The organism is Ensifer sp. ZNC0028 (assembly GCF_000799055.1).
Lineage (GTDB): Bacteria > Pseudomonadota > Alphaproteobacteria > Rhizobiales > Rhizobiaceae > Ensifer.
This window is the reverse complement of the sequence record NZ_JTLA01000084.1, coordinates 25,165-50,672: the sequence shown is the minus strand read 5'-3', so window position 1 is coordinate 50,672 and position 25,508 is coordinate 25,165. Positions and strand designations below refer to the sequence as shown.

The window sequence follows — 25,508 nt, the reverse complement described above, 5'->3', positions numbered from 1 at the left end:
CGCCAGCGGCGGCGGTCGTCGCGGTGGCCGCGCGGCCCGCACGGGTGGCGCTGCCGCAAGCGAATAGGTTCTTTTTTCAGCATCGAGCTGAACCAAGGAAGGGAGAACGACGTTGAAAGGCAGCCATGCCTCATTGCCGTCCTTCTCCCTTTAGCCGTTGATAAGCCAGCCTTCAGCAACGCTACCGACAGATTTCGAGATTTCATCCGGCAACGCAAACGTGGAGATCATCATGACACGCAGCCTTCGCCTCGATGCCGCCAGCCTCTGGTTTGAAGCCCCCTTCGTGATCGCCGTCCGACTGCAGGAAATGCAGATGGCGGCGCTGACGGGCAAGTCACAGGATGTGACCGAGCTTCAGCGCATGATCTCCGAGAAGATCGCGGCGACCGCCGAAAGCGTCGTTGCCGTCAATGTCGCGCTCTGGAAAGCCGCCTTCGACAACACGATACGGATGATGACCGGCGCCACGGCATCGGGCCATGGAACGGCGATTGCTTCGGCGGCCCTGAGGCCCTATGGCAAGCGGGTGCGCAGCAACGCTCGGCGTCTGCAGCGCAAGAAGCCGTAAGCAATTTCCCCTTCATCGCAACAGCCTCCCGAAATGATGCTTTGAGATCGCTCCATGTCGGGATTGGACAACTATCGGGCCGGGTTCCGGTGCAGTCTGAAACCGTTTACCCGTGCTTCGCTCGCGGGCTGAAACACCAAAGCGGTGCTTCACCCCAGAGAGAGCGGACCTGATGAAAGACTTGAGAGCATGCGCATCGAAGGCACTTCCGAGATCGAGACCAACATGAGCGAAGCCGCGCAAAAGGAACCTCTGGTGCTGTTCATGCCCTCGGGCAAGCGCGGCCGTTTTCCGGTGGGCACACCGGTTCTCGATGCGGCGCGCAAGCTCGGCGTCTATGTCGAAAGCGTGTGCGGCGGCCGCGCCACCTGCGGGCGCTGTCAGATCGAGGTGCAGGAAGGCAACTTCGCCAAGCACAAGATCGTCTCTTCGCTGGAGCACATCTCGGAAAAAGGCGCCAAGGAAGAGCGTTACGAGAAGATCCGCGGCCTGCCGGATGGGCGGCGCCTGTCCTGTTCCGCCCAGATCCTTGGCGATCTCGTCATCGACGTGCCGCAGGATACGGTCATCAACGCCCAGGTGGTGCGCAAGGCCGCGACCGACCGGGTGATCGAGCGCAACGCCGCCGTCCAGCTCTGCTATGTCGAGGTCGATGAGCCCGACATGCACAAGCCGCTCGGCGATCTCGACCGCCTGAAGGTCATGCTGGAGAAGGACTGGGGCTGGAAGGATCTCTTGATCGCGCCGCACCTGATCCCGCAGGTGCAGGGCATCCTGCGCAAGGGCAACTGGGCGGTGACCGCCGCCATCCACCGCGACATGGATAGCTCGCGCCCCTTCATCGTCGGCCTGTGGCCCGGCCTGAAGAACGAGGCCTATGGCGTTGCTTGCGACATCGGCTCGACGACGATCGCCATGCATCTGGTGTCGCTGCTGTCGGGACGCATCGTCGCCTCCTCGGGCACGTCCAACCCGCAGATCCGCTTCGGCGAAGACCTGATGAGCCGCGTCTCCTATGTGATGATGAACCCGGATGGGCGGGAGGCGATGACCAAGGCGGTTCGCGAGGCAATCAACGGCCTGATCGGCAAGGTCTGCGCCCAGGGCGAAGTCGACCGCCACGACATTCTCGACATGGTTTTTGTCGCCAACCCGATCATGCACCACCTGTTCCTCGGCATCGACCCGACGGAACTCGGCCAGGCGCCGTTCGCGCTCGCCGTGTCCGGCGCGCTGCAATACTGGGCGCATGAGATCGATATCGACGTCAACCGCGGCGCGCGTCTCTACATGCTGCCCTGCATCGCCGGCCATGTCGGCGCCGATGCCGCGGGCGCGACCTTGTCTGAAGGCCCCTATCGCCAGGACAAGATGATGCTGCTCGTCGATGTCGGCACCAATGCCGAAATCGTGCTCGGCAACAAAGACCGCGTCGTCGCCGCCTCCTCGCCCACGGGACCTGCCTTCGAAGGTGCGGAAATCTCGTCTGGCCAGCGGGCGGCACCGGGGGCGATCGAGCGCGTGCGCATCGACCCGGCAACGCTGGAGCCACGCTTCCGCGTGATCGGCGTCGAAAAGTGGTCGGACGAGGAAGGCTTTGCCGAGGCTGCAGCCTCTGTCGGCGTCACCGGCATCTGCGGCTCGGCGATCATCGAGATCGTCGCCGAAATGTACCTCTCCGGCATCATCTCCGAGGATGGCGTCGTCGATGGCGGAATGGCGGCAAAAAGCCCGCGCATCATCCCGAACGGTCGCACCTTCTCCTACCTGCTGCATGACGGCGAGCCGCGCATCACCGTGACGCAGAACGACATCCGCGCCATCCAGCTTGCCAAGGCAGCGCTCTATGCGGGCATCAAGCTCTTGATGGAAAAGCAGGGCGTCGACCATGTCGACACCATCCGCTTCGCCGGCGCCTTCGGCTCGTTCATCGACCCGAAATACGCAATGGTCCTGGGCCTCATCCCGGACTGCGACCTCGACGACGTGAAAGCCGTCGGCAACGCCGCCGGCACCGGCGCACTGATGGCGCTGCTTAACCGCGGCCACCGCCGCGAAATCGAGCAAACCGTCAGCAAAATCGAGAAGATAGAGACGGCGCTTGAATCAAAGTTTCAAGAGCATTTCGTCAACGCCATGGCGATGCCCAACAAGGTCGACAACTTCCCCAAGCTCTCGACGGTGGTGACGTTGCCGGAGCGCAAGGTGAGCGCTGATGATGGCGAAGGCGGTGGCAGGCGGCGGCGGAGAAGCCGGGAGTAGGCTCGAGAGGTCGGGACACGCACCGAGTAAAGGTTCCCGATCCACACCCCCCTTAAACTGAAACAGCCCCGTGCAGGTTGCTGCATGGGGCTGCGCTGCGCGCTCTTGGCGTTAGCGGGCGACCAGGCCCTGAACCGGAACACCGTTGAAATTGGCGGTGCACGGTGTGCCTATAGGGTTTGGCGGACCGTAGACCGCACCCCACGGCGTCACACAATAATTGCCCCATGCCAACTGGGGGAAGCGATTGTTCATCGGCGCCGGTTGAAACTGCCCTCCGCCGGCCGGCTGCGCGAAGCCGCCCTGCACGCTCGGAACGGCATTGTCCAATGGATTGCCAAGACCCTGGTGAACCTGATCGAGGCCATTTGCAGTGTCCTGATTGATGACGCCCGCCTGGCACAGAACGTCAGCCAGAAAACCTGGTGAACAGTTAGCGGAAGCTTCGCTTCCAAGAAGAGAACACGCAGCTACCATAGAGACCATAATCTTGTTCATGATTTTTCTCCCTAGATCGCAAATAGTGTTGGCAACTTTTTTTACTTATCCTCGACCGCCACTACAAAGCGGATGAACAGATTTGGTCTGTTCATGAGTTACAACATATACCCGCAAGAAGAATTTAGACGTTACTAATGGAACACGGAGAAAATTTATCGGACGCGAACGCGCGTTGCGTAGACGGAACGTCGCGACAAAGGATACCTGATCGCCGATCAGAAAATTCACAAGCAGTGGCTGGATCGCATGCAATTGGCCGGCCTAGCGCCACCCTGCCCTCACCAGACGTGGACACTCGATATTTGAGCTTGCCTTAATTCCGACGGCGGGCGACGGTCTGATGAAACCTATTCCTTGAACTGGCATCCAAAACCTATGAACGACAAGATTCTCGACACTCTCACCGGCATGTACTTCACCGTCGACGATCCCGATGGCACCTATGGCACCGGCCAGATCATCCGGCTTGCTGCCGAAGGCATCTACTTCATCCGCTACGACGGCAACGAGGTGGAACTGCCGATGGAACTCGTCTCGATCGGCGAGATGCTGCAGACCACCGAAGAAGACTACAAGCTCTGGCGGTTCTTCGACACGACGGAGGAACGCGACAAGTGGATCGAATGGCTGGACGCGCCGTCGAAGCCCCGCGTCGTTTCGCTGGTGCGGCCGACGCCTGCTCCGACGAAATAGGCCATCGTCGCAAGGCACCGGAGCGGCTTTGCCGCTGTATTTGACTTGGCGCTGCGGTTGCAGCGCCTTCCTCACCGCCCGCTCGAGGCAGACTTTTCCATTAGCCGTTCCATGAACCGGCCATAGTCGATGATGGTACGCTGGTGGGTGCCTTCACCGATGAGGCCGGCTTCGTCGCGGCAGGTTGCCTTGAACGACAGCACTCGTCCTGAAATCTCGACAAGCTCGATTTCGGCCGTGACTGCCATGCCGACCGGTGTGGCTGCCACGTGCGAAACATTGACGGATGTGCCGACGGTTCGCTGGTGCGGGCCGAGATAGGGGCGCAAGGCCCGCACGCAGGTCTCCTCGATGAAGGCGACCATCATGGCCGTTGCAAACACCGGCGGCATGTCGCGAAAGCCCGGCCATGTGTCATCGATTTCCGGCACCGTGTGCAGCGGCGCCACCACCAGGGTTTCGGCACGCCGCAAACCGGTGGTGAGCACCGGAGGCTGGTGGAGCTCAGTCATATCCGCCCCAATCGCATCTTGATCGGCCACGACACGGGGCGCTTCTTCGTCGGATCGCCCCATATATCCGAGAGGTCGCGAACGAAGGTGTCGAGAATGTCGTCGCGCCCGGCCTCGTTGACGCGGCGAACCGCCGACCAGGTCGAGAGATAGCCGAGAAATTCGCCGAAATCCCAGGCCCGCTCGATGTTCATGTCCGGGTAAGCCATCTCCTCGAACGGGAATTCGATGCCGGCATAGCCGCCATCGACCAGCTTGCGCTCGGGCGGCCAGTAGGGGCCGATCTCGTCCGTGTAGAAGGTCGAAAAACGCGCCTGCAGTTCGGTCGGCTCCAATCGCAACACACCGTAGCTGACGAGCGCGATCACTGCTCCTTCCGCCGCGATCCGGCGCGCTTCCCTGTAGAAGGCTGGCCGGTCGAACCAGTGGGCAGCCTGTGCTGCCGCGATGAGATGGACGCTCCGATCGGCAAGGGGAAGGCGTTCCGCGGGCGCACAGATATATTCGACGTGTCGATGCGGCGTCGCATTCGCGATCTGGTCCTCGCTTGAATCGATCCCGACGACCGTGGTGAAATGGTCGGCGAGCTGGCAAGTGAGCTGGCCGTTGCCGCAGCCGACGTCGACCGCGCGGCCCTGCCCCTTCACCGTGCTCGCCAGGAACGTCGACAGGCCCGCCGGATATTCCGGCCGGAACAGGGCATAGGCGCTGCCCCCGGCATCAAACCAGTTTCTGGTCCCGACTTCAGCGGCCATCGGAAACCTCCTTTTCCTGACGATCTGATGCCGCCTCCAGGCGGCTCGCGAACCCTTCCCGCTCCAGCGCCGCCCCGAGCGCCTGCAGCACCTCAAGAACCGGATAACCGATTTCCTCCTCAAGGCCCCGGATCGCCAGGAATGTCGTCTGCCAGTGCGGCTCCAGGAGTTTCAGGAGCGCCGCCCCCTTCTCCGTCAGCCGTAGGCCGGTCTTCCTGCCATCGTCGAGGCCGTGCCGGGCAAGGAGCCCGTCCTTCAGCATCAGGCTGACAGTCTGGCTGATCGCGCCCTGGGTGAGACTGCTGCTGCTGGTGATCTCAGTGACAGTCTCGGCGCCCGCGGCAAGCGCGCGCAACACAGGCGTATAGCGCGGCCTGTAGTCGATCTTCAGGGTTTCATATCGCTCGGCCGCTCCCTGGTCGACGAGTTCGCCGGCATATCGCAGGAGTTCGCCGAGCCCGGGTTTGTGTCTAGTGCTCATGCCATCGAAATACATTAGCGCTAATGTAATTGCAAATGCGTTTCAAAATGCCGGGCCATGCACCGATAACGGCCGGTCAAGCTCCCCGACCGAAGTGGCCTAACCCATTTGGATCATGGCGAAATCGGCGAATGATCCGATAGGCCTAGACGGTCGTTCACCGTCCTTTGTGTTATGCTTTGTGGGAGGGAGTAGATCCATGGCACCCACACGATCCGATATTTCCGAACGCGTGAAGGCGATCCTCGTCGAGCTGCTCGGCGTCAAGGCGTCCGAAGTGACCGACGATGCCGAGATCGAAGACGATCTGGGCGCCGACTCGCTCGAAGTGTCTCAATTGGCGATGCTGGTGGAGGAGGAGTTCGAGATCTACCTGACCGACGACTCGGCCGAAAAGCTGATCACGGTCGGCGACCTGGTCGACTTCGTGCTGGCGTCGAAAACGCTGAAGTGATCATCCGGCAATAAAAAAGGCCGGGGCGAAACCGCACCGACCTTCCTCATCATCGCTCTTACACCAATGCCAGTACATCCGTGGTCAAAAGTCTAAAGCGACGCGACAGTTGCGAGCGGCGAACACATTCAGCGCTCATAAGCAAACGTCGACGGATGGACTTGTACGCAACGATTGTGTCCGAAAGATGACCGCACGCGCTGCGCGTTGCTATAAATAAATCAGCCCGGCCAAACCGCCTCGCAAGCACACGAGCACCGGACACGCCAAACACAAAAAGCGCCACGCGTTAGCGGAACACGCGGCGCTTCGGTTGAGGGGGCGAACCGATCCGGCCTATTGCGGCGTCAGGTCAAATCCGAACCACTTCTCCGACAGGCGCTTGATGGTGCCATCGGCCTTGGCGGCGGCAATGGCATCGTCGAACAGCGCCTTCAGTTCCGGGTCGGTCTTGCGCAGGCCGACGGAGCTGCCGGCGCCGAGGAAGCCGCCCTGGAAGCGGGGGCCGGTGATGACCATGTCGCTGTTGGCAGGCTTTTCGACAGTCGTCTTCAGGTAGCCCATGGACGCCATGACGAAATCGACGCGGCCGGCAACGAGATCGAGATCGTGCTGCTCGGTCGTCTTGTACTCGCGCACCTCGACGACGTCCTTCAGATATTCATCGATGAAGCGCGCCGCGATCGAGGCGGTCTGGACGCCAATGGTCTTGCCTTCTATCAGCGGCTTCAGCTCGTCGACCGCCTTGCGCGCGCCGGCCTCGTTGGAGGCGAGCGAGAACAGCTCACCCTTCATCGGCAGGGTTTCGAGGTCGCCACCCCTCAGCGTCGCGAAGGCCTGGCCGGTGCTGCCATAGGAAATCGAGAAGTCGATGACTTCCTTGCGCTTCTCGGTGGCCGACATGCCGGCCATGATCGCGTCGAACTTGCCGGCGTTGAGCGCCGGAATCATGCCATCGAAGGATTGCGCGATGACGGTGCACTCGACCTTCATGTGGTCGCAGAGGATCTTGCTGAGCTCGATCTCGTAACCGTCGAGCGTGCCGTCCGCCTTGGTCAGGTTATAGGGCGGAAAGGCGCCTTCGGTGGCGATGGTCACCTTCGTCCACTTCTTGTCCTCGGCCTGCGCCGGCATGGACATCAGCCCCGCGGCAACGGCAAGCGCCGATGCCATGATTGCGGTCGTCTTTTTCATTACAGCATTCCCCTTTTGTGGATGTTGATTGCTTTGTTTTTCGGCCCGCCGATCACGGCAGGCTTCAACTCTTGATGAACTGGCGGAAGCGCTCCGACTTCGAACGGGTGAAGACCTCATGCGGCGGCCCCTCTTCCTCGATCGTGCCCTTGTGCACGAAGACGACGCGGCTGGAGACGTCGCGGGCAAAGCCCATCTCGTGGGTGACGACCAGCATGGTGCGGCCCTCTTCGGCGAGACCGCGCATGACGCGCAGCACCTCGCCGACGAGCTCCGGGTCGAGAGCCGAGGTCGGCTCGTCGAAGAGCATCGCCTTCGGGCGCATGGCAAGCGCACGGGCGATTGCGGCGCGCTGCTGCTGGCCGCCGGAGAGATGCGAGGGATAGTGGTTACGCTTGTCGGCAATGCCGACCTTCGCAAGCAGCGCCTCCGCCTCCTCGATCGCTTCCGCCCGCGGCCGCTTCAGCACATGCACCGGTGCTTCGATGACGTTTTCGAGCACGGTCTTGTGGGACCAGAGATTGAAGCTCTGGAACACCATGCCGAGTTCCGAGCGGATGCGGTCTACCTGCTTCTGGTCGGCCGGGCGGCTGCGCCCGTCGCTGGACGCCTTCAGGCGGATCGCCTCGCCCGCCACCTCGATGGTGCCGGAATTCGGCACCTCCAGCATGTTGATGCAGCGAAGCAGCGTCGACTTGCCCGAGCCGGAGGAGCCGAGGATGGAGATCACCTCACCCTCGCACGCGTCGAGCGACACGCCCTTCAGCACCTCGACCGGGCCGAAACTCTTGTGAAGGTCGTGCACGCGGATCGCGACCGGCGTGGTAACGGCGGCGGACATGTTCAATGGGTTTCTCCCTTGAGTTCGGCGACGATCGGCAACGGCGCGCGCAGTTGCGGGTTGAACCGGTGTTCGGCCAACGCAACGAGCCGGGTCAGCGCGAAGTTGATGGCGAGATAGATGAGACCGGCAACGACGAAGACCTCGATCACCCGGTAGCTCTCCGAGATCAGCTTGGCGGCGACGCCGGTGATTTCCATCAGCGTGATGATCGAGGCGAGTGAAGTGGCCTTCACCATCGAGATCATCTCGTTGCCATAGCCCGGCAGCGCCTGACGCAGCGCCTGCGGCATGACGATGCGTCGGAAGATCATCAGGCGCCCCATGCCGCAGGCCCGCGCTGCCTCCACCTGTCCGTGCGGCACCGAGAGCAGCCCGCCGCGGATGATTTCGCTGGCATAGGCGGCCGTGTTCAGCATCAGCGCCAGCACGGCGCACCAGTAGGGCTCGCGCAGAAGCGGCCAGAAGATGCTGTGACGCACCGCCGGAAACTGGCTGAGGCCGTAATAGATCAGGAAGATCTGCACGAGCAGCGGTGTGCCGCGGAACAGGAACACATAAATGCGGGCAAAGAGATCGAGCGCGAGGATGCCCGACAGACGCGCGAGCGCCAGCCCGAGTGCCAGCACCGAACCGAGCGCGATCGACGTCGCGGCCAGCTCCAGCGTCAGCGGCAGGGCCGCCGCCAGGCTCCAGAAGGTTTCGAGGGCAAAATTGATATCCATCAGCCCCTCCTGACGCCGCGCGAGAACCGACGCTCGGTGAGCTGAAGGATGAGGCCCGAGACAGTGGAAATCGCGAGATAGATCATCGCTGCAATGAAGAAGAAGTCGAAGGGGCGGCTGGTCGATCCGGCGCCGATCTGCGCCTGGCGCAAGAGTTCGACGACGCCGGTCACCGAGACCAGTGCGGATTCCTTCAACACCACCTGCCAGACATTGCCGAGGCCCGGCAGCGCATAACGCAGTGTCAGGGGCGCGGTGATCCGACGAAACTTGAGGAGCCGGCCCATGCCGCAGGCGGTTGCCGCCTCCAACTCGCCCGGATGCACGGCGCGGAAGGCGCCGCGATAGACCTCGGTCTGCTGGGCGCCAGAGGTGATGCCGACCGCAAGGGCACCGGCGATGAAACCGGGAAAGCTGACGAAACCCTCCGCACCGAACAATTGGCCGACCGCCGTCACCACGGCGCTGCCGCCGAAATAGAAGAGATAGATGACCAGGAGGTCGGGAATGCCGCGAAGGACAGTCGTGTAGGCCTCGGCGCAGCCACGGACGACCGGGCCGCCGGAGATCTTCGCCCAGGCGCCGAAGGTGCCGATGAAGCCGCCGATCGCAAAGCCGGCGACGGCGATCAGGATCGTCATCCAGGCGCCAGCGGCAAGCGCCGGCCCCCAGCCGTCCGGCCCGACGCTGATAATGTCAAGGAAACCGGGCTCAGTCATCGCAGCGCCTCCCTTCGCTCGTGATCGATGACTTAGCCATGGGCGCCCCCGGGGATCGGCGGGTTCACATCGTCAGGAATGGGATTGACGAAGGGCGTGCCGTCAAGCCGTGCCGCGTGATCGGCCTTGGCAGCGGCGATGAGCGTGGGATCGAGGATCAGTTCGACCGCGGTGCTCGCCATCACCTTGGCCGCGTGCTCCATGCCCTTGTGCGCCGCCGGCAATTTGCCTTGCGCAACCAGCTGCCAGGAATGGCCCGGCGTACCGATGGCATAGGTCGCGCCGCGCATCTGCACGGTCGGCACCACCCAGCTGACGGTTCCGACATCGGTCGAACCGACGAGCGTGCCGGCGCCGTTTTCCGGCGGAAAGATCGTATCGCAAAGGGCAACGCCCCGGCGCAGCTTCAGCCCAAAGCGCTCGAAGGCAGAGGCGATATCCTCGCCGGTAAAGGTCTCCTGGAACTTGGCCGCCATCCGCCGGTCATCCTCGTCGAACTGAGGCGGTCCCAGATGCTCGAGCTGGCGATGCATCAGCGATTCGAGCGGCGTGTTGCCGACGAGGTTGGCGTCGCCGCTGACGATCTCGTCCGTGACGGTCGTGCCGGTCATCATCGCCGCGCCCTTGGCGACGCTGCGGACGCGTTCAACGAGATCGAGCAGTTCCGGCAAGCTGCGGGCGCGCACGAGATAGCGGGCCTTGGCGCGGGCCTGCACCACGTTCGGCGCATTGCCGCCCGTATCGGTCACCGCATAGTGGATGCGCGCCGATGAGGGCATGTGCTCGCGCAGATAGTTGACGCCGACATTCATCAGTTCGAGTGCATCGAGCGCGCTGCGGCCGAGATGGGGGGCAGCCGAAGCGTGCGACGCCCGGCCGCTGAAGCGGAAGTCGAGTTCGTTGCAAGCCAGCGAGATCGGGTTGTTGACGCCGGCAAACGGTGCCGGGTGCCAGGAGATCGCGATATCGACATCGTCGAACACGCCGGCACGCACCATGAAGCCCTTGGATGAGCCGCCCTCTTCCGCCGGGCAGCCGTAATAGCGCACCCGCCCCTTGATGCCGTTGGCAGCGAGATAATCCTTGACGGCCGTCGCCGCCATCATCGCGCCGGCGCCAAGCAGGTTGTGGCCGCAGCCATGACCGTTGCCGCCGTCGACCAGCGGCCGCTCTTCGGCAATGCCTGCTTCCTGGCTGAGGCCCGGCAGCGCATCGAACTCGCCGAGGATGGCGATAACAGGTCCACCCTCGCCCGCCTCGCCCATGACTGCCGTGGGCATGCCGGCGATGCCGCGCGACACACGGAAACCTTCGGCCTCCAGCAGCGCGGCGTGTTCGGCCGACGAGGAAAACTCCTCGTAATTGGTTTCCGGCGTATCCCAGACCCGGTCGCTGAGCACGAAAAACCGGTCGCGCTTGGCTTCGAGGAGGTCCCAGACGTCACAGGCATTTTTCATCGTTTCTTGACTTCCTCAACAATAGTAACCAGAATTGGCGCCAATTTATGATAACATTTTTGGATACACAAGAGGGTCCTGAAACATTTCGCGCAATGTGCACAACGGCGAGAGGCAGGCCCGCAACGCCGCTCTCGCGCATTGAATTGTTCGGGACGGCATCATAGTTTCTCCAAAAATGGAGCCAATTCCGCTGCAGCAGGCAGCCTGGGACATGCACCAGAACCATGCGCCGGAAGCCGGCGACAGGCGGAAAAGAGAGTGTAAGGCAGGATGAGCGACGATCTGACGGAAATGCTGGCGCCCGAGGAAAAGCCCGAGGACAAGAGGGACGTTACCGACCTCCTGCTGCACGACATTCTGACCGGAACCTTGCCGGCCGGCGCGTGGCTGAAGCAGATCGACCTGGAGCGCCGCTACGACTGCACGCGACCGGAAGTGCGCCGGGCGCTCGACCGGCTGTCACAGCGCCGGCTGGTGCAGCACAACCCCAACCGCGGCTACCAGGTCTATGAACTCGACGACCAGCGCACGCAGGAAATCAGCGACATCCGCGTGATTCTCGAAACCGGTGTCGCCGACCGCATGGTCGCCAATGCAACGCCCGCCACCATCGCCGAATTGCGGCAACTCGCCCGGCAGTTCGACGAGATGTCGTTCCGCGGCTCCATCATGGAGCATTACGACGCCAACCTCGCCTTCCACCGCGCCCTTCTCATGCTTTCCGGCAATAGCGAGCTCGTCGACGTCGTCGCCGAAATCCGACAGCGCACCGTATCCGCTCCGGTGTCGCAATGGCGCACCCGCGCCCGCATCGAGCAATCGGCCCGCGAGCACCATTTGATGGTCGATGCGCTGGAAGCCCGGGACCTGCCCGAACTGAAACGGCTGATCGAGATCCACATCCGCCAGGCGCCGATCAAGACCTGAGCCTTGCCGGCGCGCTGGACTTGACTACCCGCCAAAGAGGATCGTCACGGCCACAAGCACCGCGCCGATCGCCGTCATCGCGAAGGCCATCGGCCAGGGGCTGCGGCCCATGTAACGCCCAAGGCGCGCGCCAATGACGAAGAGCATGGCGAGCGCGATGGCGTTCGAGGCGCGCATGGCGAGCGCGACATTGTCCGTCAGCAGGAACGGAATGCTTGGCGGCAGGGTCGAGGCGACGACGAGCAGGAAGATCGCGACGGCCGCCTTCAGGTCGCGCGCAGTCACGACCCGGTGCCGGGGGTCGGCGGAGAGCGCCCTCACCCGCAAAAGCAGCGCTTCCGTTTCCTTGGGCGAAGAGACGCGGCGCACATCGTCGGGCAGGCTTTCGAGAAACAGTTCGCGGGCGCGTTCGAGCCGTTCATGCCTGAGCCGATCGAGGAAACCGCGCCGTCGCACGCGCTCCACCACCGTCGTCAGCACATACATGACGCCGTCGACGATGCCCCAGGCGATGTTGCAGCCGAGGGCGGCAACCAGCACGGCATTGACCCCGCCCTCGCCGCCCGCAACCGAACTCATCGTTCCCGTGAAGGACAGCGCCATCAGGAGGCCGAAGATGATCTCCGACAGGCGGTCGATCGGATCGAGAATGCGCGACCGCTCGCTCATGCCCGGGCACTCTCTGAACGTGACCGGGACGACAGGGAGGCGGCGGGCAGCGACCGGGAAGCGCGCAACCGCGATACCTCCCCTTACTGGACCTGCAGATCGGCGAAGGCGTCGCGCACATGGTCGGCAACCGCCAGCACCGGCGCCGGCGCATCCGAGATCACCTGCAGACCGATATTGTAGTGGCCGAGATCCGGCAGGCCGTCGCGCTCGCCAAGCTGCACCATTTCCCCCTGGACGAGGTAACGCGGCAGCGGCGCGATCGCGAGACCGGCAAGCACGGCGGCGCGCTGCCCGGTGGTATAGGCGCTGAGGAAGGCGATGCGGAACTTGCGGCCGGCACGCGCCAGCTTTTCCACCGCATCGGCACGCCAGACGCAGCCGTCCTCCCACATCGACACCGGCAGCGGATCCTTCAGGTGCGCGCTGCCGCACTTGGCGCCGGCCCAGACCAGCTTCTCCTGCATCAGGATTTCACCGTTCCTCGGCACGCCCTCCGTCAGGCTGTTGAAGATGGCGATGTCGAGCCGGTGCTCGTCGACCTTCTTGCGCATGGCGTTGCTCATGCCGATCGACACGTCGACCGTGACGTTCGGGTAGGATTCGGCGAAACGCTTCAGCACCTCGGGCAGGATGCGCTCACCCACATCCTCGGGCGCGCCGACGCGCACGACGCCGTTCATGTCCGGCAGCAGGAAGCGCGACACCGTTTCGTTGTTAAGCGAGAGGAGCCGGCGGGCAAAGCCGAGCAACAGCTCCCCCTTGGGCGTCAAGGTGACCGAGCGCGCGTCGCGCAGGAACAGCGTGCAGCCGAGCATTTCCTCGAGTTTCTTGATCTGCATCGAGACAGCCGACGGCGTGCGGTAGACGGTTTCGGCGGCAGTGGTGAAGTTGCCGGTCTCGGCAATCGCGATGAAAGTCTTCAGCACGTCCATTTCGAGAAGCGGAAGCGCATGGCGCATCAGCATGTTCATGGCGTCAACCTCATTCAAAAAAACTGAAAGAAAGCTTCACTTCATTTCGTTTGATTGAACATCAGCGATGGCCGATAGTCAAGCTCAAGGACGACGCAGGAAGGAGAAACGCATGTCCACCGCAGCCCTTGTTATCGCCGCTTCGAAGAGTTCCCTCCGTAACAGCTGCCTGCCGCAGGCAGTGGTAAAAAAGGAGCATAGCAGGAGCAACGACATGGTCCTCAACGCCCTCAACCAGATGATCGCCGTCCTCGACGGTGTTGCACGGCAACGACGCGAAAAACAGATCGCGCGGAATCGGGTGGAAGCCCGGCGCGAACTCGCCAAACTGCCCCAGAGAGTCCGTGACGACGTGATGTTTGCGGATCCGCTAATCAATCACCATGTTTGATGGAAGGCATCAAACATATTCGTTGGAATGATAAGTCAGGTTAGGCCATACATATCATCATGGTCGCGACCTGCTGAGACACTCAGAAGGAGCCATGAAATGTCCAACACTCATCTTTCATCGGCCTCGGAACGGGCATCCTCCCACTCGTCCCTTCCGGGTCTCTTCAATCTGCAGGTTCGTGCCTGGGCAGCGTGGAAGCGTCATCGCCAGGAACGCGCTCTCGAAAACCTGTCCTATGACACGCTGAAGGACATCGGCTTCCCGTCGGTGGACGATGCGGTGCATAAGACCGAGCAATGAATGTAATGTGAGCTCTCTTTCTGAGCATCACGGATTAGAGGGGCATCGCCGGAATGGCGGTGCCCTTTTCGTTATGGGCGATGGCTCCGCCCTTCGCGCACAAGGACGACCGCTTAAGGCAGCAGTTGCAAGAGAAGAGATGACGAACTGAGGAACCAACCGGCGACTAGTCCCACAAATCCGAGCGCCAGCGCGCCGACGATGCCGTGTCCCTGCCAGCCGATATAGGCGCCGAGGGCGATCGTCGCCAAAGTGATCAAAACCGTCCACAGAATCTGGGCCAGCGACAGTAGACGGGTGGCGATCGCCCTGTCGTCACTCATGCAAAATTACCCTCTCCGATGTGCCCGCAACCTTGCATGTAGTGTAGAAATGCACTTCCCCAAGGGCGTGATCTGCCCGCAAGACCGCTCCCTAGATTTCCTGCAGCCGATCGCGGCACTGCCGCCTCCACGCCATCTTCTGCCATCGCCGTACGACTTGTCTCTTACCGACACCCGCAGTATCCGCGAAAAGAGTCGCAATCGGCAAACACAACCATTGCGCGCGCTTTGCAGATGTTGCGTATCTCTGGCAGTTCTTGTCCGATAGCGTCAACGGCACTGTAAAAACTGTCGCTTTCCTTACAAAAGCCTGAAAGCCTGGCCGAACCGCCTTTTGCCGCGCGATGTCGCAATGCGAAATCTCTTTGCGGTCGCTGCTATCCATGCGAATGTCGCAAACAGACAAGCCGAAGAGTATCTTCCAAGCGACGAATATACCCGCATCGCCAAGCATGGGAAGCCTCATGAACAAGCCACTGACCAAAAAGCGTTCTCTCGTCTTCTTCCTGGTGCCGAACTTTTCCATGCTGCCCTTTTCGGCGGCGATCGAAACGCTCCGCATCGCCAACCGCATGCTCGGCTACGAGGCCTATTCCTGGCGCCTCGCTTCGTCGGACGGCGAGAAGGTCCTGTCGTCGAGCGGCATCGCCCTCGAGGTCAATTCGTCGCTCGCCGACGAGCGCAAGTTCCTGGGCGGCGAAAACCGCCCCTCGATGGTGCTGGTCTGTTCCGGCATCTATGTCGAAGACTTTAACAACAAGTCGGTCAACGCCTGGCTTCGCGAGGTCTATAACCGCGGCGTGGCCGTCGGCAGCCTCTGTACCGGCGCCCATGTGCTGGCCTCCGCCGGTCTTCTGACCGGCAAGCGCTGCGCCATCCACTGGGAAAACCTGCCGGGCTTTTCCGAAAGCTTCCCGCAGGTCGACGTCTATGCCGATCTCTATGAGATCGACAGCAACATCTACACCTGCGCCGGCGGCACCGCCTCGCTCGACATGATGCTGAACCTGATCGACCAGGATTTCGGCGAGAGCCTCGTCAATCGCGTCTGCGAACAGGCGCTGACCGACCGCGTGCGCGGCCCCCATGACCGCCAGCGCCTGCCGCTGCGCGCCCGCCTCGGCGTGCAGAACGCCAAGGTGCTGTCGATCATCGAATTGATGGAGGCAAACCTCGCCGAGCCGCTGTCGCTCCTGGAAATCGCCGAGGGCGCCGACCTTTCGCGCCGCCAGATCGAGCGCCTCTTCCGCCAGGAAATGGGCCGCTCGCCTGCCCGCTACTACCTGGAAATCCGTCTCGACCGCGCCCGGCACCTGCTGATCCAGTCGTCGATGCCGGTGGTCGAGGTGGCCGTTGCCTGCGGCTTCGTCTCCGCCTCGCACTTCTCCAAGTGTTATCGCGAACTCTACAACCGCTCGCCGCAGCAGGAGCGCGCCGACCGCAAGCTGACGCTGCAGATGGCGCGGTAACGGCGGATCAGACGGACCAGACAAGGGCGGAGCTTCTCCGCCCTTTTTCGTTGGTGACACTCTCCGCTTGTGCCGTCCTGGCGCTTGCACGCGCCGTTGTTTTGGATTGAATGGTCAGCGTTTCAGGAGAGCGAGGAGCACACCGAACAATGGCCCCCGTGGAGATCGATCCCGCCAAGGTTCACGAATTCAAGGACTTCCAGAGCTTCTACGAGTGGCTCGCCGCCCACCACCAGAGCGAGACCGAAGTGTGGATCCAGACCCACAAGGTCTCATCCGGCCTCGCCTCGATCACGCCAAAGGAAGCGATCGACGCCGTGCTGTGCTGGGGGTGGATCGACGGCGTGCGCAAGGGGCTCGATGAAAAAAGCTTCCTGCAACGCTATTCGCCGCGCGGCAAGAAGAGCATCTGGAGCCAGATCAACGTCGACAATGTCGCCCGCCTGATTGCCGAAGGCCGCATGACCGAGCATGGCCTGAAACAGGTCGATGCCGCCAAGGCCGACGGCCGCTGGGACCGCGCCTATGCGAGCGGCAAGGACATGCAGATCCCCGAAGACCTGCAGGCCGCGATCGACGCCGAGCCCGAGGCGAAAGAAATGCTCGCCAGACTCAGCGCCCAAAACCGCTTCGCGCTCGCCTTCCGCACCCACAACATGAAGACCGAGGCCGGCCGCCGGAAGAAGATCGAGACCTTCGTCGAGATGCTGAAACGCGGCGAAACGATCTATCCGCAGAGGCGGAAATAACCGGGGCGCCTGCGCCGTGCTCGCATCACTGGCCGGCGCGACCGAAGGCCTGAGCTGCTCCTCCGGTATTGCCGGTGGCCGGCGGGCCGAAGCGATTGGCGTCCTCTTCGCCCGGAAGGAAACCCAGCATCACGAGGCCGAGCAGCGGCCCGACGATCGGAACGAAAAGCGCAAGGTTCCACCACCCGGAACGACCATGGTCGTGCCAGCGCTTGGTGTTGACGGTGAAGCTGAAATAGAGGTTTGCGATGAGGATGACGAAAACGAGCAAGTGCATGAGGCTGAAGCCCGGCGCATAGTTATCTACGCCCGAAAGCGCCAACAACGCCCCGCCGGCAAACACCGCCGCTGCCGTCGCAATCCAGACGACAATCTGCGCCAACCACCAAGTCTGGCGTCCGATGCGGCCATCGGCGCTCGTAAAGGTTTGTGAATTCACGTCGTCCCCTCCCTACCGGCCTATCCGAATCCAAGCGCGCCCCGCGCTCGTTGGCCCCGACCTGCATATAGAAGGCCAGTCAATAAACGTCTAGATTTCATCGCGGCAGAAAGCGCCTCATGATTGCGCGGGCAAGCCGCCTTGCAGTTGCAGTCTGAAATCCGTGAGACGCCTCGCTCTCCGCTGCCTCCGCGTGACGACCTGCCCGTAAACGCGCGTGACCCTAACCGTGGAACGCCCGCTCCAGTTCGGCGATGTCGAGCTTGATCATGCCGAGCATCGCTTCCGTCACGCGCTTGGCGCGCGCACGGTCGGAATGGGCGACCATGTCGCCGAGCACCCGTGGCACGATCTGCCAGCACAGCCCCCAGCGGTCGCGGATCCAGCCGCATTGTTCGATCTGCCCGCCGTTTTCGCTGATCGCGTTCCAGATCCGGTCGATCTCCTCCTGGGTGTCGCACTGGATCATGATCGAGAATGCATGGTTGAACGGATCGAGCGGCCCGGCTTCCAGCGCCAGGAATTCCTGATTGCCGAGCGTGAACTCGATGGTCGTCACGCTGCCGGGTGGCCCGCTCGGGCTTTCCGCCGGCAAGGTGGTGACGCGGATGATCGCCGAATTGGGAACGAGCGAAATGTAGAAGTCGACCGCTTGACGCGCCTCCTTCGCAAACCAGAGATTTGAAACGACATTGGTCATGATTTGGTCCTCCTCGTGCCGCCTGATCATGTGCGGTAACCGAAGGACGATCGACTTCGTTCCAAGCCGACAAGTGGCGGATCTTTATTTCTGAAGGTGGGCCCGCCGGCTTGCCCGGCAGTTTACGACGCCAGCGCGTCGAGCAGCGCCAGTTCGGAAATCACCCGGTTCCGGCCGGCATGCTTGGCCATGTAGAGAAACTGGTCTGCGGCGTGCAGGTAGTTTTCGAAGGCCTCGGAGCTTTCGATTGTGGCAAGTCCGATCGAGACCGTGATCGTCAGTTCCTCGTCGTCGGCGACGATGCGGGATTTTGCGAGTTCGAGCCTCAGCGCGTCGCAAAAGGCGAAGGCGCGCCGCACGTCGCAGCCGTTGAAGAGAATGCCGAACTCCTCGCCGCCGAGGCGGGCAAGCAGATGATCCTCGCCGACAAGCGCGGACAGACGCTTGGCCACGTGCTTCAGCACGATGTCGCCGATCTCGTGGCCATAGGTGTCGTTGAGGCGTTTGAAATGATCGATGTCGAGCACGGCGATCGCCGTCGGCTCGCCGCGCCTGAGGCACTGCTCGACCACCCGCGGACCAGCCACGAAGAAGTGGCGGCGATTGTAGAGGTCGGTGAGATAGTCGCTGGCCGCCTGCCGCTGCAGCGTCTGCAGCCGCTTCTGCACGCCGGCGGCCTGCGCAATGCGGCCGTTGAACTCCGCTTCGAGGAACGGCTTCTGGATGAAATCCGTACCGCCTGCTTCTAGGAAACGTGCGCCGGCGCGCCGGTCGCCGCTGTCGGAGAGGCCGATGACCGGCACCGCACCATCACCCCGCCGCCGCTCCACCTCGGCAAGCAGCGCAGCGCCAGACATGTCGGAGAGATCAAGGTCGGTCACAACGAGATCGACGGCTTCGCCGCTATCGAGCACCTGCAGCGCATCGGCGGCGGACGCGACCTCGCAGACGGAAATCCGCTGCCGCCGCAAGATGCCGGCCAGTTCGCTGCGTGAGGCAGAATCGGAATCGGCAAGCAGCACCGTCGTCTTGCCGTTGGTCAACGCCCGGTCGACGGCGCCGATCAAAAGATTGATCGATTCCGGCTGGTGCTTGATGACGCAATCGAGCGCGCCGCGCCTGAGAATCTCCTCGCGCGTATGGTCGTTGAAGGCCGCGGTGAAGACGACGGCCGGAACCTGGTTGTCGAGGATGAAGTCGAGCGCCTCGCAATTGGGCGCATCCGGAAGATTGAGATCGAGAACGGCGAGAGAGAAACTGTCAGGCGCCAGTTCCAGCGCTTCTCTCAGCGCCGCCAGCGAGCTGCAATGGGTAACGCGAATGCCGTGGACGGATTCGAGCCCGTACTTCAGCGCCGTCGCGAACATCCGGGAGTCCTCGACAAGCAGCATGCGCTTGTCGCTGTGCTTTTGCACAGAATTCACCCGGCCTGGCGTGCGGCGCAATCTCACGTCCCTGCAACCCCTCTCGAGCCGCAGGCGTGCTTCCCTCAAGGGGTGACGCTGGCTCCCGATATCTTCAACCCGGCCACTTGCCACGCCTGGCCTTTCGGCCGGCGTGATCCGTGTGACCGGGTTCCCCGCTCCTGCTGCGGCGGATTGAAGACCGATCGGATTGCAATTTCGTTAATACGGCAACCTGTGCGCGGCATTTTTGATGCACGTGCCCAATAATTCTAAGGGGTTTTCACCCTTCTTGTTTTGATGGTTAAGCAGGAACCCTAACTTTTTCACTGAGTGTGCGGATCTTCGTCAACGTGTCCAGGTTCTGGTTGACGCGGCAGTAGAACTCCTCGTTGACGAAGGGGCGAACGACGAAGTCGTTGCCGCCGGCTTTGAGGAACCGCGCTGACAGAAGCCGGTTGGTCGACGACGAAACGCCGATGATACGCAGCTGGTGTGGCCCGTAGGAACCGCGGATGCGCCGCGTCAGCTCGAAGCCATCGATATCGGGCATGTTGTAGTCGGTGATGACGAGGCCGATATCCGGATTGTTCTTCAGAAGCTCCAGCGCCATCGCGCCGTTTTCGGCCGAGCTGGTGCGGAAGTTGTAGCGCTTGAGCTGCGTCGTCAGCAGCGCACGTGCCGTCGGGCTGTCGTCGACGATCAGCACATGGTGCTTGTGGTTGGTGAGGAACCGGCAGACCGATTCTGCCAGCATGTCGACGGCAAAGACGCTGTCCTTGATGACGTAGTCGACGATCTCCTTGGCGAGAATCTTCTCGCGCGTCGATTCCTGGAACGAGCCGGTAAAGACGACCGTCGGCACGCTCATGTCGATCAGATAGTTGAGCGCCTCGCCGTTTTCCGCCCCCGGCAGGTTGATGTTGGAGATGGCGAGCGAAGCCGGGAATGTCGCGTTTTCAACGGCGAACTGCAGATCGTCATAGTCGCGGCAGACGATGACATCGATGTCGAACAGCTCTTTCAGCCGCTTCGAGACCATCGAGGAAAAGAGGTTGGAGTCCTCGGCGAGCACGATGCGGTGCTCGGCAAGGGATTCGCCGGAATAATACATCCCGGAAACGCCAAAAAATGACATTGAACGCCTATGTAAAAGAGTGTCCCCCTACAGCTCCGCGCGTTCTTCATGCCCGCCTAGTCGCTGTAACTTGCAGGCTCCATGCTAGAGGAGAAAGGCTTTCTTCGGTGTTAATGGGCGGCCGGCGAATTAATGAGATGGGCGTGCCGGCTTGAGACGCTAACGGCTCCGGACGCTTGCATTCCTCATGCCTCCGGGGTTCGTCCACGCCGCGTCTCGGCGGTCCGGCGGATGACCTCGGCGATCTCCGGATTGCTGCTCGACAGCATCTGGAAATCCTCCGAATAGAGCGACAGCAGCGACACCTCTGTGGCGGCCGTGACGGTGGCCGAGCGCGGCTCACCCGATATCAGCGCCATCTCGCCGAAGAAGCTGCCGGGGCCGAGCTCGACCGGCGTCGGCGACGGCGTTGCGATCGTCACACGCCCCTCGACGATGAAGTACATCTGGTCGCCCGGCTCGCCTTTGCGGCAGATGATGCTACCCGCCGGCACCACGCGGGAGCGCAATGCCCGGACGATCTCGACGAAGGCGGCCGAGCCGAGCTTTTCGAACAGCGGCACCGCCGCGACCAGTTGCCAGTTGCGCACGAAATCCTGGCGGCGCACTTCTTCGAAAAACCCGGTGGCAAGAATGCCTGCCCAGAGTGCAAAGATGCCGATACCGCTCATCATCACCAGACCCGCAAGCACCCGGCCGGCGAGCGTCTGCGGGATCTCGTCGCCATAGCCGGTGGTCGACAGCGTCACCACCGCCCACCACATGGCCTGCGGAATGCTGCCGAACTTGTCCGGCTGGATGTCGCGCTCGATCAGGTAGGCGACCAGCGATGCGCCGAAAAGCACGATGCCGAAGAGCGAGGTGACGCCGACGAGATTGGGCGCGGCGCGCGCCACCACCCGGCCGAGCAGCCGGAAGAAGGTGGAATGGCGCAAGGGCTTCAGAAGCCAGACGCCGCAATAGAGGCTCTGGTCGCGCGGATCGGCGAACAGGAAGGCGGCCAGCGGAACGACGACGGCCACCGCATCGATGACGAGATGCGGCATCAGCGCGCGTCGGTCCGCCGTGGGCCAGGCGGCAAGCGTATCGGCCAGCTGCAGCACATAGAAAAGCCAGAGGCCGCCAAGCACCAGCTCCAGCGACAATCGCGTCGTCGCGCCGATGTTGCGTGTCGTCAACGCCGCGACGGTGGCAAGGCCGAGCGCTGCCAGCAGCCCGTTGAGCGGCGTGGAATTTCGTAAGGAAAGCCGTGCCGACATTCACTCCCCCAGCGTCCGCTCGCCGACGACACCTCGGCCGGACGCGCGCGGCAACGCTTTGATCTAAAGCACAATTCCTTGCATGAATCGATGCTCATTTAAGGGGTTTGGAATTTGTGGCGAAACGCCCCTAGTAGCGGGTGCCGGCCGACCCGTCATTGCCGGCGCGCACGCGGTCTTCCTGGTACTGCTCAGCCCCTTCGACCGGAGGCAGCCACGGCTCCCGGCGCTTGACCCAGAGTTCGTAGCTCGGCTTCAGCGGCGTCGGCGCCTGGGCGAGCACACCGAGCTTGACTTCGGCCTCGTGTGCATCGACCGAAAAGACGCGTGAGCCGCAATGCGGACAGAAGCACCGGCCCTGGAAGTCCGAGATTTCACCAGAATATTCAAACTGGTCCGCCGGCCAAATGCCGTAAAAGGTGAAGGCCGAACCACTCTCCTTGCGGCAGTCCATGCAGTGGCAGATGCCGACCCGGATCGGCTCGCCGCGAACCGAAACCTGCACCTGTCCGCAAAGGCATTGTCCCGAGAGAATGGTCATGATGGTCACCTGATCTGCTTTGACGCATCACGAAAACGGCGGCACGTGTGTTCGGTTCCTTCGACACCGACCTGTGCCGAAAGCCTCACCGCACCTCCTCGACCACCGGCGGCACCCAGCGCCCCTGCTTCACGACATCCTTCGGCACGTAAGCACGGAATGTCAGCGAGAACGGCTTTCCCTCCGGCGAAGGCAGCCAGTTTGCTTCCGGCACGCCCTTGACCGGCTTCGGACCAATGGCGATCTTGAGTGAACCATCGGCTTCGTTTGCCAGCTTCGAATTGCTGTTGAAATTGTACCGCTTGAGGTCGTTTGGCACGACTCGGTAGTCCGGCACACCGACGAGGATCACCGACCAGTAGGCGTTGACGACAGCCGACGGCAGGTCGTTGGCCGGGAAATGGATGACGTAGGTGTTGGATCCATTGACCGGCTTACCGGCCGCGTCGCTCACCAGCGAGAAGTAGACGACCTCATCGGGGGAATTGCCCCAGATACCGGCATAGTTGGTGACGGTTCGCTGGAGAAAGTTCGAGCCGTAGATGCCGATATGGGTTCCGACGCCCCAGCCACTCTTGACCTCGACGGTCCTGGCGATGCCGTGCTGGACGAAGTCCGGCACGATTTTTTCGCGAAGCACCTTGTCCACGGCGGCACGCGCTTGCGGATTGCTGGCGACATAGGCCGCGACGAAACGAACCTTCTGCTGCATTTGCGCGGCGATCGGCGAAACGTCGAGCGCGCTGCCAAGGATCGCGTCCACATTGTCGAAAGCTTCGGCACCAAGTAGCTTCTGGTTGTCGAAGTTCGGTATCGCTGGCGCTGGCGCGGGCGTCACCTCGCCGAGCGGCGTCGCCTTGAACTCTTTCTGCAGCGCCAGCGCTCCTTCCGGATCGCCCTTGATTTCGACCCGGGCCAGCATCTTCGCCTTGGCCGAATGCAGCTCGATCCGGGCGGCATCGGCGGGGATAGCAACGGCGGAACCCGGTTTCACCAGCGCGAACTTGCCGAAGGGTTTCGATGGAAAGGTTCGTTCGTTGATATTGACGATGACCTCGCCCCATTCGTCGAGGATCTGGGCAGTGTAGTAGCGCCCCTTGATTTCAGGCACTTCGAGCAGCACACCGCCATCGTCATCGGTCGTATACCAGGCCTCAAGATAGGCGACGTCGAAGTTCGGGTTGACGAAATCGGCCGATCCGAGGGGATTGTACTTGATGGAGTTCCAGGCGAAACCTTCTGCCTTGGTATCCATCTGTTCCTGACGGATCACCAGCAACCGGCCAAGGAGATAGATGTAGGCATCCTCGATCGTCGTTTCGTCGGGTACGGCCTTTTCCGAGGTCTGGGCCAGCGCCACCGATGGCAGCGAAGCCGAGCAGAGCGGCACCGACAGTGCAACCGCGCTCGCCAGCAGGCATTTGCAAAAAGTGTTCATTGGCAACCTCATTGCGTTTGCCCCACACCGCGGACGATCTCCTTCGAGTTGACCGCAGTCGCCACGTTGAAGGAAGTACGTAACGGTTACAAAAACCAATTCATGCCGATTTGCGGCGCGCGACGGCCACGACAAACCTCTCCCCCGCGCCGGAATTTCGGTATAAGATACTACCATGAGTGAAGCTCAGCCTCTGTTCGATATGCTGCGCCAGACCGTGCAGCCTGAAATCGCCGGCGTATTGGAGCGATTTGTCCGGGAAGCGCCGGACCGCAAGCTCGGCCGCATCAACGCACTCGCCTTTGCCGCCGAGCACGGGCTCGACGAGGAAAAGGCGATCGCCGCCTTCCTGCATGCCTCCCGCCTCGGCCTTTTCGAGCTTTCCTGGAACGTGCTTTGTCCCGGCTGCGGCGGCGTGCTCGATGCCAACACCTCGCTGAAGACCGTGCAGAGCGACACCTATACCTGCTCGCTCTGTGCCGCCGGCTATGAGCCGACGCTGGACGAGATGGTGGAGGTGACCTTCACCGTGAACCCGCGCATACGCCACATCGAGGCCCACAGCCCGCACGAACTGCCGCCGCTCGAATATTTCCGCCAGATCTACTGGGGCTCGGGCATCGAACTGCCCGAGGAGGGCTACGAGGCCCAGGTCGACGACTTCATGATCGAAGCGCTGGAATTGCCGCCCGGCGAAAAGGCGGTGATCTCGCTGCAGATGCCGGCGGAATTCATCATCATCTTCGAGCCGGTGACCCATGCCGCGCAGTTCATCGACGTCAAGGGCGAGCCGACCAAGGAGCGGCGCACGCTGTCGCTGGTCTTCGATCGCGGCCATCGCCACGACGAAGCGTTGACCATGCAGCCCGGTCCCCTGCGTATCCAGGTGGAAAACCACACGGATGTGCGCACCCTGCCCTCGGTCTGCATCGCCAACGACGCGCTGCACGGCATTCTCGGCCGGCGCCGTCCTTTCCTGACCGCCAAACGGCTGCTCTCCAACCAGACCTTCCGCGACATCTACCGCACCGACACGATCGACGTGGACCAGCGGCTGAAGATCACCAGCCTCACCTTCCTGTTCTCCGACCTGCGCGGCTCGACCGAGCTTTACGAGCGGGTCGGCGACCTTGCCGCCTTCGATCTGGTGAAGACCCATTTCAGCGTCGTCAACGAGATCGTCGCGGCGGAAGCAGGCGCAGTCGTCAAGACGATCGGTGACGCCGTCATGGCCACCTTCCCGACGCCGGACCGGGCGGTTGCCGCCGCCATGCGCATGCGCGACGCCATGCGAAAGCTGAACGACGACCGCGGCTCGGAAGACCTGCTCTTGAAAATCGGCATCCATGAGGGACCGTGCATCGCCGTCAGCCTCAACGAGCGGCAGGACTATTTCGGCCAGACGGTCAACATCGCCTCGCGCGTCCAGCATCTCGCCAGTTCGCGCGAAATCTTTGCGACCGGTTCGGTGCTCGACGATCCGCGCGCCTCAAGCCTGCTCAGCGATCGCGGCCTCAACCCGCAATCGCACAATGTCGCGCTGCGCGGTATCACCAACGAGATCAGCATCTTCTCGATCCCGTGAAGCCGGCCGGAAACGCAACGCGCATGTCCCGC

Annotated in this window: 30 protein-coding genes; 10 read left to right on the top strand and 20 right to left on the bottom strand. The window is 62.3% G+C overall.

From position 1 onward, the window contains the following. Positions 1-232: 232 nt before the first annotated feature. The gene (locus L981_RS19360) at positions 233-571 is read left to right on the top strand and encodes a hypothetical protein (protein ID WP_043619775.1); all 339 of its coding nucleotides are present in this window, start codon (positions 233-235) and stop codon (positions 569-571) included. 189 nt (positions 572-760) lie between these two features. After that, positions 761-2,833 (top strand): ASKHA domain-containing protein, encoded by a 2,073-nt coding sequence (locus L981_RS19355; protein WP_052201886.1) that lies wholly within the window; start codon positions 761-763, stop codon positions 2,831-2,833. Between the two features lie 111 nt (positions 2,834-2,944). Here the strand turns inward: L981_RS19355 and L981_RS34610 are convergent, their stop codons facing one another. Continuing rightward, on the bottom strand, positions 2,945-3,331 hold the full coding sequence (locus tag L981_RS34610; protein WP_156134156.1) for a hypothetical protein: 387 nt from the start codon (positions 3,329-3,331) through the stop codon (positions 2,945-2,947). A 378-nt stretch (positions 3,332-3,709) separates the two neighbouring features. Here L981_RS34610 and L981_RS19350 point away from each other — a divergent pair, with 378 nt between their 5' ends. Then, positions 3,710-4,027 (top strand): hypothetical protein, encoded by a 318-nt coding sequence (locus L981_RS19350; protein WP_034788160.1) that lies wholly within the window; start codon positions 3,710-3,712, stop codon positions 4,025-4,027. Between the two features lie 71 nt (positions 4,028-4,098). On the opposite strand, the gene L981_RS19345 is transcribed toward L981_RS19350, so the two are convergent. The 3 genes from L981_RS19345 to L981_RS19335 are packed head-to-tail and all read right to left on the bottom strand — an operon-like array spanning position 4,099 to position 5,775. After that, positions 4,099-4,539: a thioesterase family protein gene (locus L981_RS19345; protein ID WP_043619773.1), complete on the bottom strand. Its 441-nt coding sequence runs from the start codon at positions 4,537-4,539 to the stop codon at positions 4,099-4,101. Continuing rightward, entirely contained in the window at positions 4,536-5,294 is a 759-nt protein-coding gene (locus tag L981_RS19340; RefSeq protein WP_043619771.1) for a class I SAM-dependent methyltransferase, read from the bottom strand. Before L981_RS19340 ends, L981_RS19345 begins: the two co-directional genes overlap by 4 nt. Then, positions 5,284-5,775, bottom strand: coding sequence for a MarR family transcriptional regulator (locus tag L981_RS19335; RefSeq protein WP_043619798.1), 492 nt, complete (start codon positions 5,773-5,775; stop codon positions 5,284-5,286). Before L981_RS19335 ends, L981_RS19340 begins: the two co-directional genes overlap by 11 nt. A 199-nt stretch (positions 5,776-5,974) precedes the next feature. On the opposite strand from L981_RS19335, the gene acpP reads away from it, so the two are divergent. Beyond that, positions 5,975-6,229 carry an acyl carrier protein gene (gene acpP / locus L981_RS19330; RefSeq protein WP_043619769.1) on the top strand — a complete coding sequence of 85 codons (255 nt, stop codon included), beginning with the start codon at positions 5,975-5,977 and terminating at the stop codon, positions 6,227-6,229. A gap of 336 nt (positions 6,230-6,565) precedes the next feature. Here acpP and L981_RS19325 read toward each other — a convergent pair whose 3' ends face one another. The 5 genes from L981_RS19325 to L981_RS19305 form a co-directional block, all read right to left on the bottom strand. After that, positions 6,566-7,423 carry a transporter substrate-binding domain-containing protein gene (locus tag L981_RS19325; RefSeq protein ID WP_043619767.1) on the bottom strand — a complete coding sequence of 286 codons (858 nt, stop codon included), beginning with the start codon at positions 7,421-7,423 and terminating at the stop codon, positions 6,566-6,568. 64 nt (positions 7,424-7,487) lie between these two features. Continuing rightward, complete coding sequence (locus L981_RS19320; RefSeq protein WP_043619766.1) at positions 7,488-8,264, bottom strand: ABC transporter ATP-binding protein; 777 nt, start codon at positions 8,262-8,264, stop codon at positions 7,488-7,490. A 2-nt stretch (positions 8,265-8,266) separates the two neighbouring features. Next, positions 8,267-8,989, bottom strand: coding sequence for an ABC transporter permease (locus tag L981_RS19315; RefSeq protein WP_043619763.1), 723 nt, complete (start codon positions 8,987-8,989; stop codon positions 8,267-8,269). Beyond that, on the bottom strand, positions 8,989-9,708 hold the full coding sequence (locus L981_RS19310) for an ABC transporter permease (RefSeq protein WP_043619761.1): 720 nt from the start codon (positions 9,706-9,708) through the stop codon (positions 8,989-8,991). The genes L981_RS19315 and L981_RS19310 overlap by 1 nt, the downstream gene beginning before the upstream one ends. A gap of 32 nt (positions 9,709-9,740) precedes the next feature. After that, on the bottom strand, positions 9,741-11,165 hold the full coding sequence (locus tag L981_RS19305; protein ID WP_043619759.1) for a M20 family metallopeptidase: 1,425 nt from the start codon (positions 11,163-11,165) through the stop codon (positions 9,741-9,743). Between the two features lie 273 nt (positions 11,166-11,438). On the opposite strand from L981_RS19305, the gene L981_RS19300 reads away from it, so the two are divergent. Continuing rightward, the gene (locus L981_RS19300) at positions 11,439-12,095 is read left to right on the top strand and encodes a GntR family transcriptional regulator (protein ID WP_043619758.1); all 657 of its coding nucleotides are present in this window, start codon (positions 11,439-11,441) and stop codon (positions 12,093-12,095) included. 24 nt (positions 12,096-12,119) lie between these two features. Here the strand turns inward: L981_RS19300 and L981_RS19295 are convergent, their stop codons facing one another. Together L981_RS19295 and L981_RS19290 are read right to left on the bottom strand one after the other, a co-directional pair. Further along, on the bottom strand, positions 12,120-12,764 hold the full coding sequence (locus L981_RS19295; RefSeq protein ID WP_043619796.1) for a VIT1/CCC1 transporter family protein: 645 nt from the start codon (positions 12,762-12,764) through the stop codon (positions 12,120-12,122). Positions 12,765-12,847: 83 nt separating this feature from the next. After that, positions 12,848-13,738 (bottom strand): LysR substrate-binding domain-containing protein, encoded by an 891-nt coding sequence (locus L981_RS19290; RefSeq protein ID WP_043619755.1) that lies wholly within the window; start codon positions 13,736-13,738, stop codon positions 12,848-12,850. Between the two features lie 112 nt (positions 13,739-13,850). On the opposite strand from L981_RS19290, the gene L981_RS33355 reads away from it, so the two are divergent. After that, positions 13,851-14,129, top strand: coding sequence for a hypothetical protein (locus tag L981_RS33355; RefSeq protein WP_052201885.1), 279 nt, complete (start codon positions 13,851-13,853; stop codon positions 14,127-14,129). Positions 14,130-14,228: 99 nt separating this feature from the next. Continuing rightward, positions 14,229-14,432, top strand: coding sequence for a hypothetical protein (locus L981_RS19280; protein WP_043619754.1), 204 nt, complete (start codon positions 14,229-14,231; stop codon positions 14,430-14,432). Positions 14,433-14,545: 113 nt separating this feature from the next. On the opposite strand, the gene L981_RS19275 is transcribed toward L981_RS19280, so the two are convergent. Together L981_RS19275 and L981_RS19270 are read right to left on the bottom strand one after the other, a co-directional pair. Next, positions 14,546-14,755, bottom strand: a complete 210-nt coding sequence (locus L981_RS19275; RefSeq protein ID WP_043619751.1) for a hypothetical protein — start codon at positions 14,753-14,755, stop codon at positions 14,546-14,548. A 91-nt stretch (positions 14,756-14,846) separates the two neighbouring features. Further along, on the bottom strand, positions 14,847-15,209 hold the full coding sequence (locus tag L981_RS19270) for a hypothetical protein (RefSeq protein WP_043619749.1): 363 nt from the start codon (positions 15,207-15,209) through the stop codon (positions 14,847-14,849). 10 nt (positions 15,210-15,219) lie between these two features. Here L981_RS19270 and L981_RS19265 point away from each other — a divergent pair, with 10 nt between their 5' ends. Further along, positions 15,220-16,224, top strand: coding sequence for a GlxA family transcriptional regulator (locus L981_RS19265; protein ID WP_034788530.1), 1,005 nt, complete (start codon positions 15,220-15,222; stop codon positions 16,222-16,224). Between the two features lie 149 nt (positions 16,225-16,373). Next, positions 16,374-16,973: a YdeI family protein gene (locus L981_RS19260; RefSeq protein ID WP_043619746.1), complete on the top strand. Its 600-nt coding sequence runs from the start codon at positions 16,374-16,376 to the stop codon at positions 16,971-16,973. Positions 16,974-16,998: 25 nt separating this feature from the next. On the opposite strand, the gene L981_RS19255 is transcribed toward L981_RS19260, so the two are convergent. The 7 genes from L981_RS19255 to L981_RS19225 all read right to left on the bottom strand — a co-directional run bounded on the left by L981_RS19255 (position 16,999) and on the right by L981_RS19225 (position 23,891). After that, on the bottom strand, positions 16,999-17,412 hold the full coding sequence (locus tag L981_RS19255) for a DUF805 domain-containing protein (RefSeq protein WP_052201884.1): 414 nt from the start codon (positions 17,410-17,412) through the stop codon (positions 16,999-17,001). A gap of 223 nt (positions 17,413-17,635) precedes the next feature. Beyond that, a complete protein-coding gene (locus L981_RS19250) occupies positions 17,636-18,112 on the bottom strand; it encodes a VOC family protein (RefSeq protein WP_043619793.1) in 477 nt (158 codons plus the stop codon). 122 nt (positions 18,113-18,234) lie between these two features. Then, the gene (locus tag L981_RS19245; protein WP_245281670.1) at positions 18,235-19,527 is read right to left on the bottom strand and encodes a diguanylate cyclase; all 1,293 of its coding nucleotides are present in this window, start codon (positions 19,525-19,527) and stop codon (positions 18,235-18,237) included. A 292-nt stretch (positions 19,528-19,819) separates the two neighbouring features. Next, on the bottom strand, positions 19,820-20,653 hold the full coding sequence (locus tag L981_RS19240) for a response regulator (protein ID WP_043619742.1): 834 nt from the start codon (positions 20,651-20,653) through the stop codon (positions 19,820-19,822). A 185-nt stretch (positions 20,654-20,838) separates the two neighbouring features. After that, positions 20,839-21,912: a cyclic nucleotide-gated ion channel gene (locus tag L981_RS19235; RefSeq protein WP_043619740.1), complete on the bottom strand. Its 1,074-nt coding sequence runs from the start codon at positions 21,910-21,912 to the stop codon at positions 20,839-20,841. Positions 21,913-22,042: 130 nt separating this feature from the next. Further along, positions 22,043-22,453, bottom strand: a complete 411-nt coding sequence (locus tag L981_RS19230) for a GFA family protein (protein WP_052201888.1) — start codon at positions 22,451-22,453, stop codon at positions 22,043-22,045. 85 nt (positions 22,454-22,538) lie between these two features. Continuing rightward, the gene (locus L981_RS19225; protein ID WP_052201882.1) at positions 22,539-23,891 is read right to left on the bottom strand and encodes a DUF1214 domain-containing protein; all 1,353 of its coding nucleotides are present in this window, start codon (positions 23,889-23,891) and stop codon (positions 22,539-22,541) included. Positions 23,892-24,066: 175 nt separating this feature from the next. Here L981_RS19225 and L981_RS19220 point away from each other — a divergent pair, with 175 nt between their 5' ends. Next, a complete protein-coding gene (locus L981_RS19220) occupies positions 24,067-25,476 on the top strand; it encodes an adenylate/guanylate cyclase domain-containing protein (RefSeq protein ID WP_043619738.1) in 1,410 nt (469 codons plus the stop codon). The last annotated feature ends 32 nt before the right edge of the window (positions 25,477-25,508 follow it).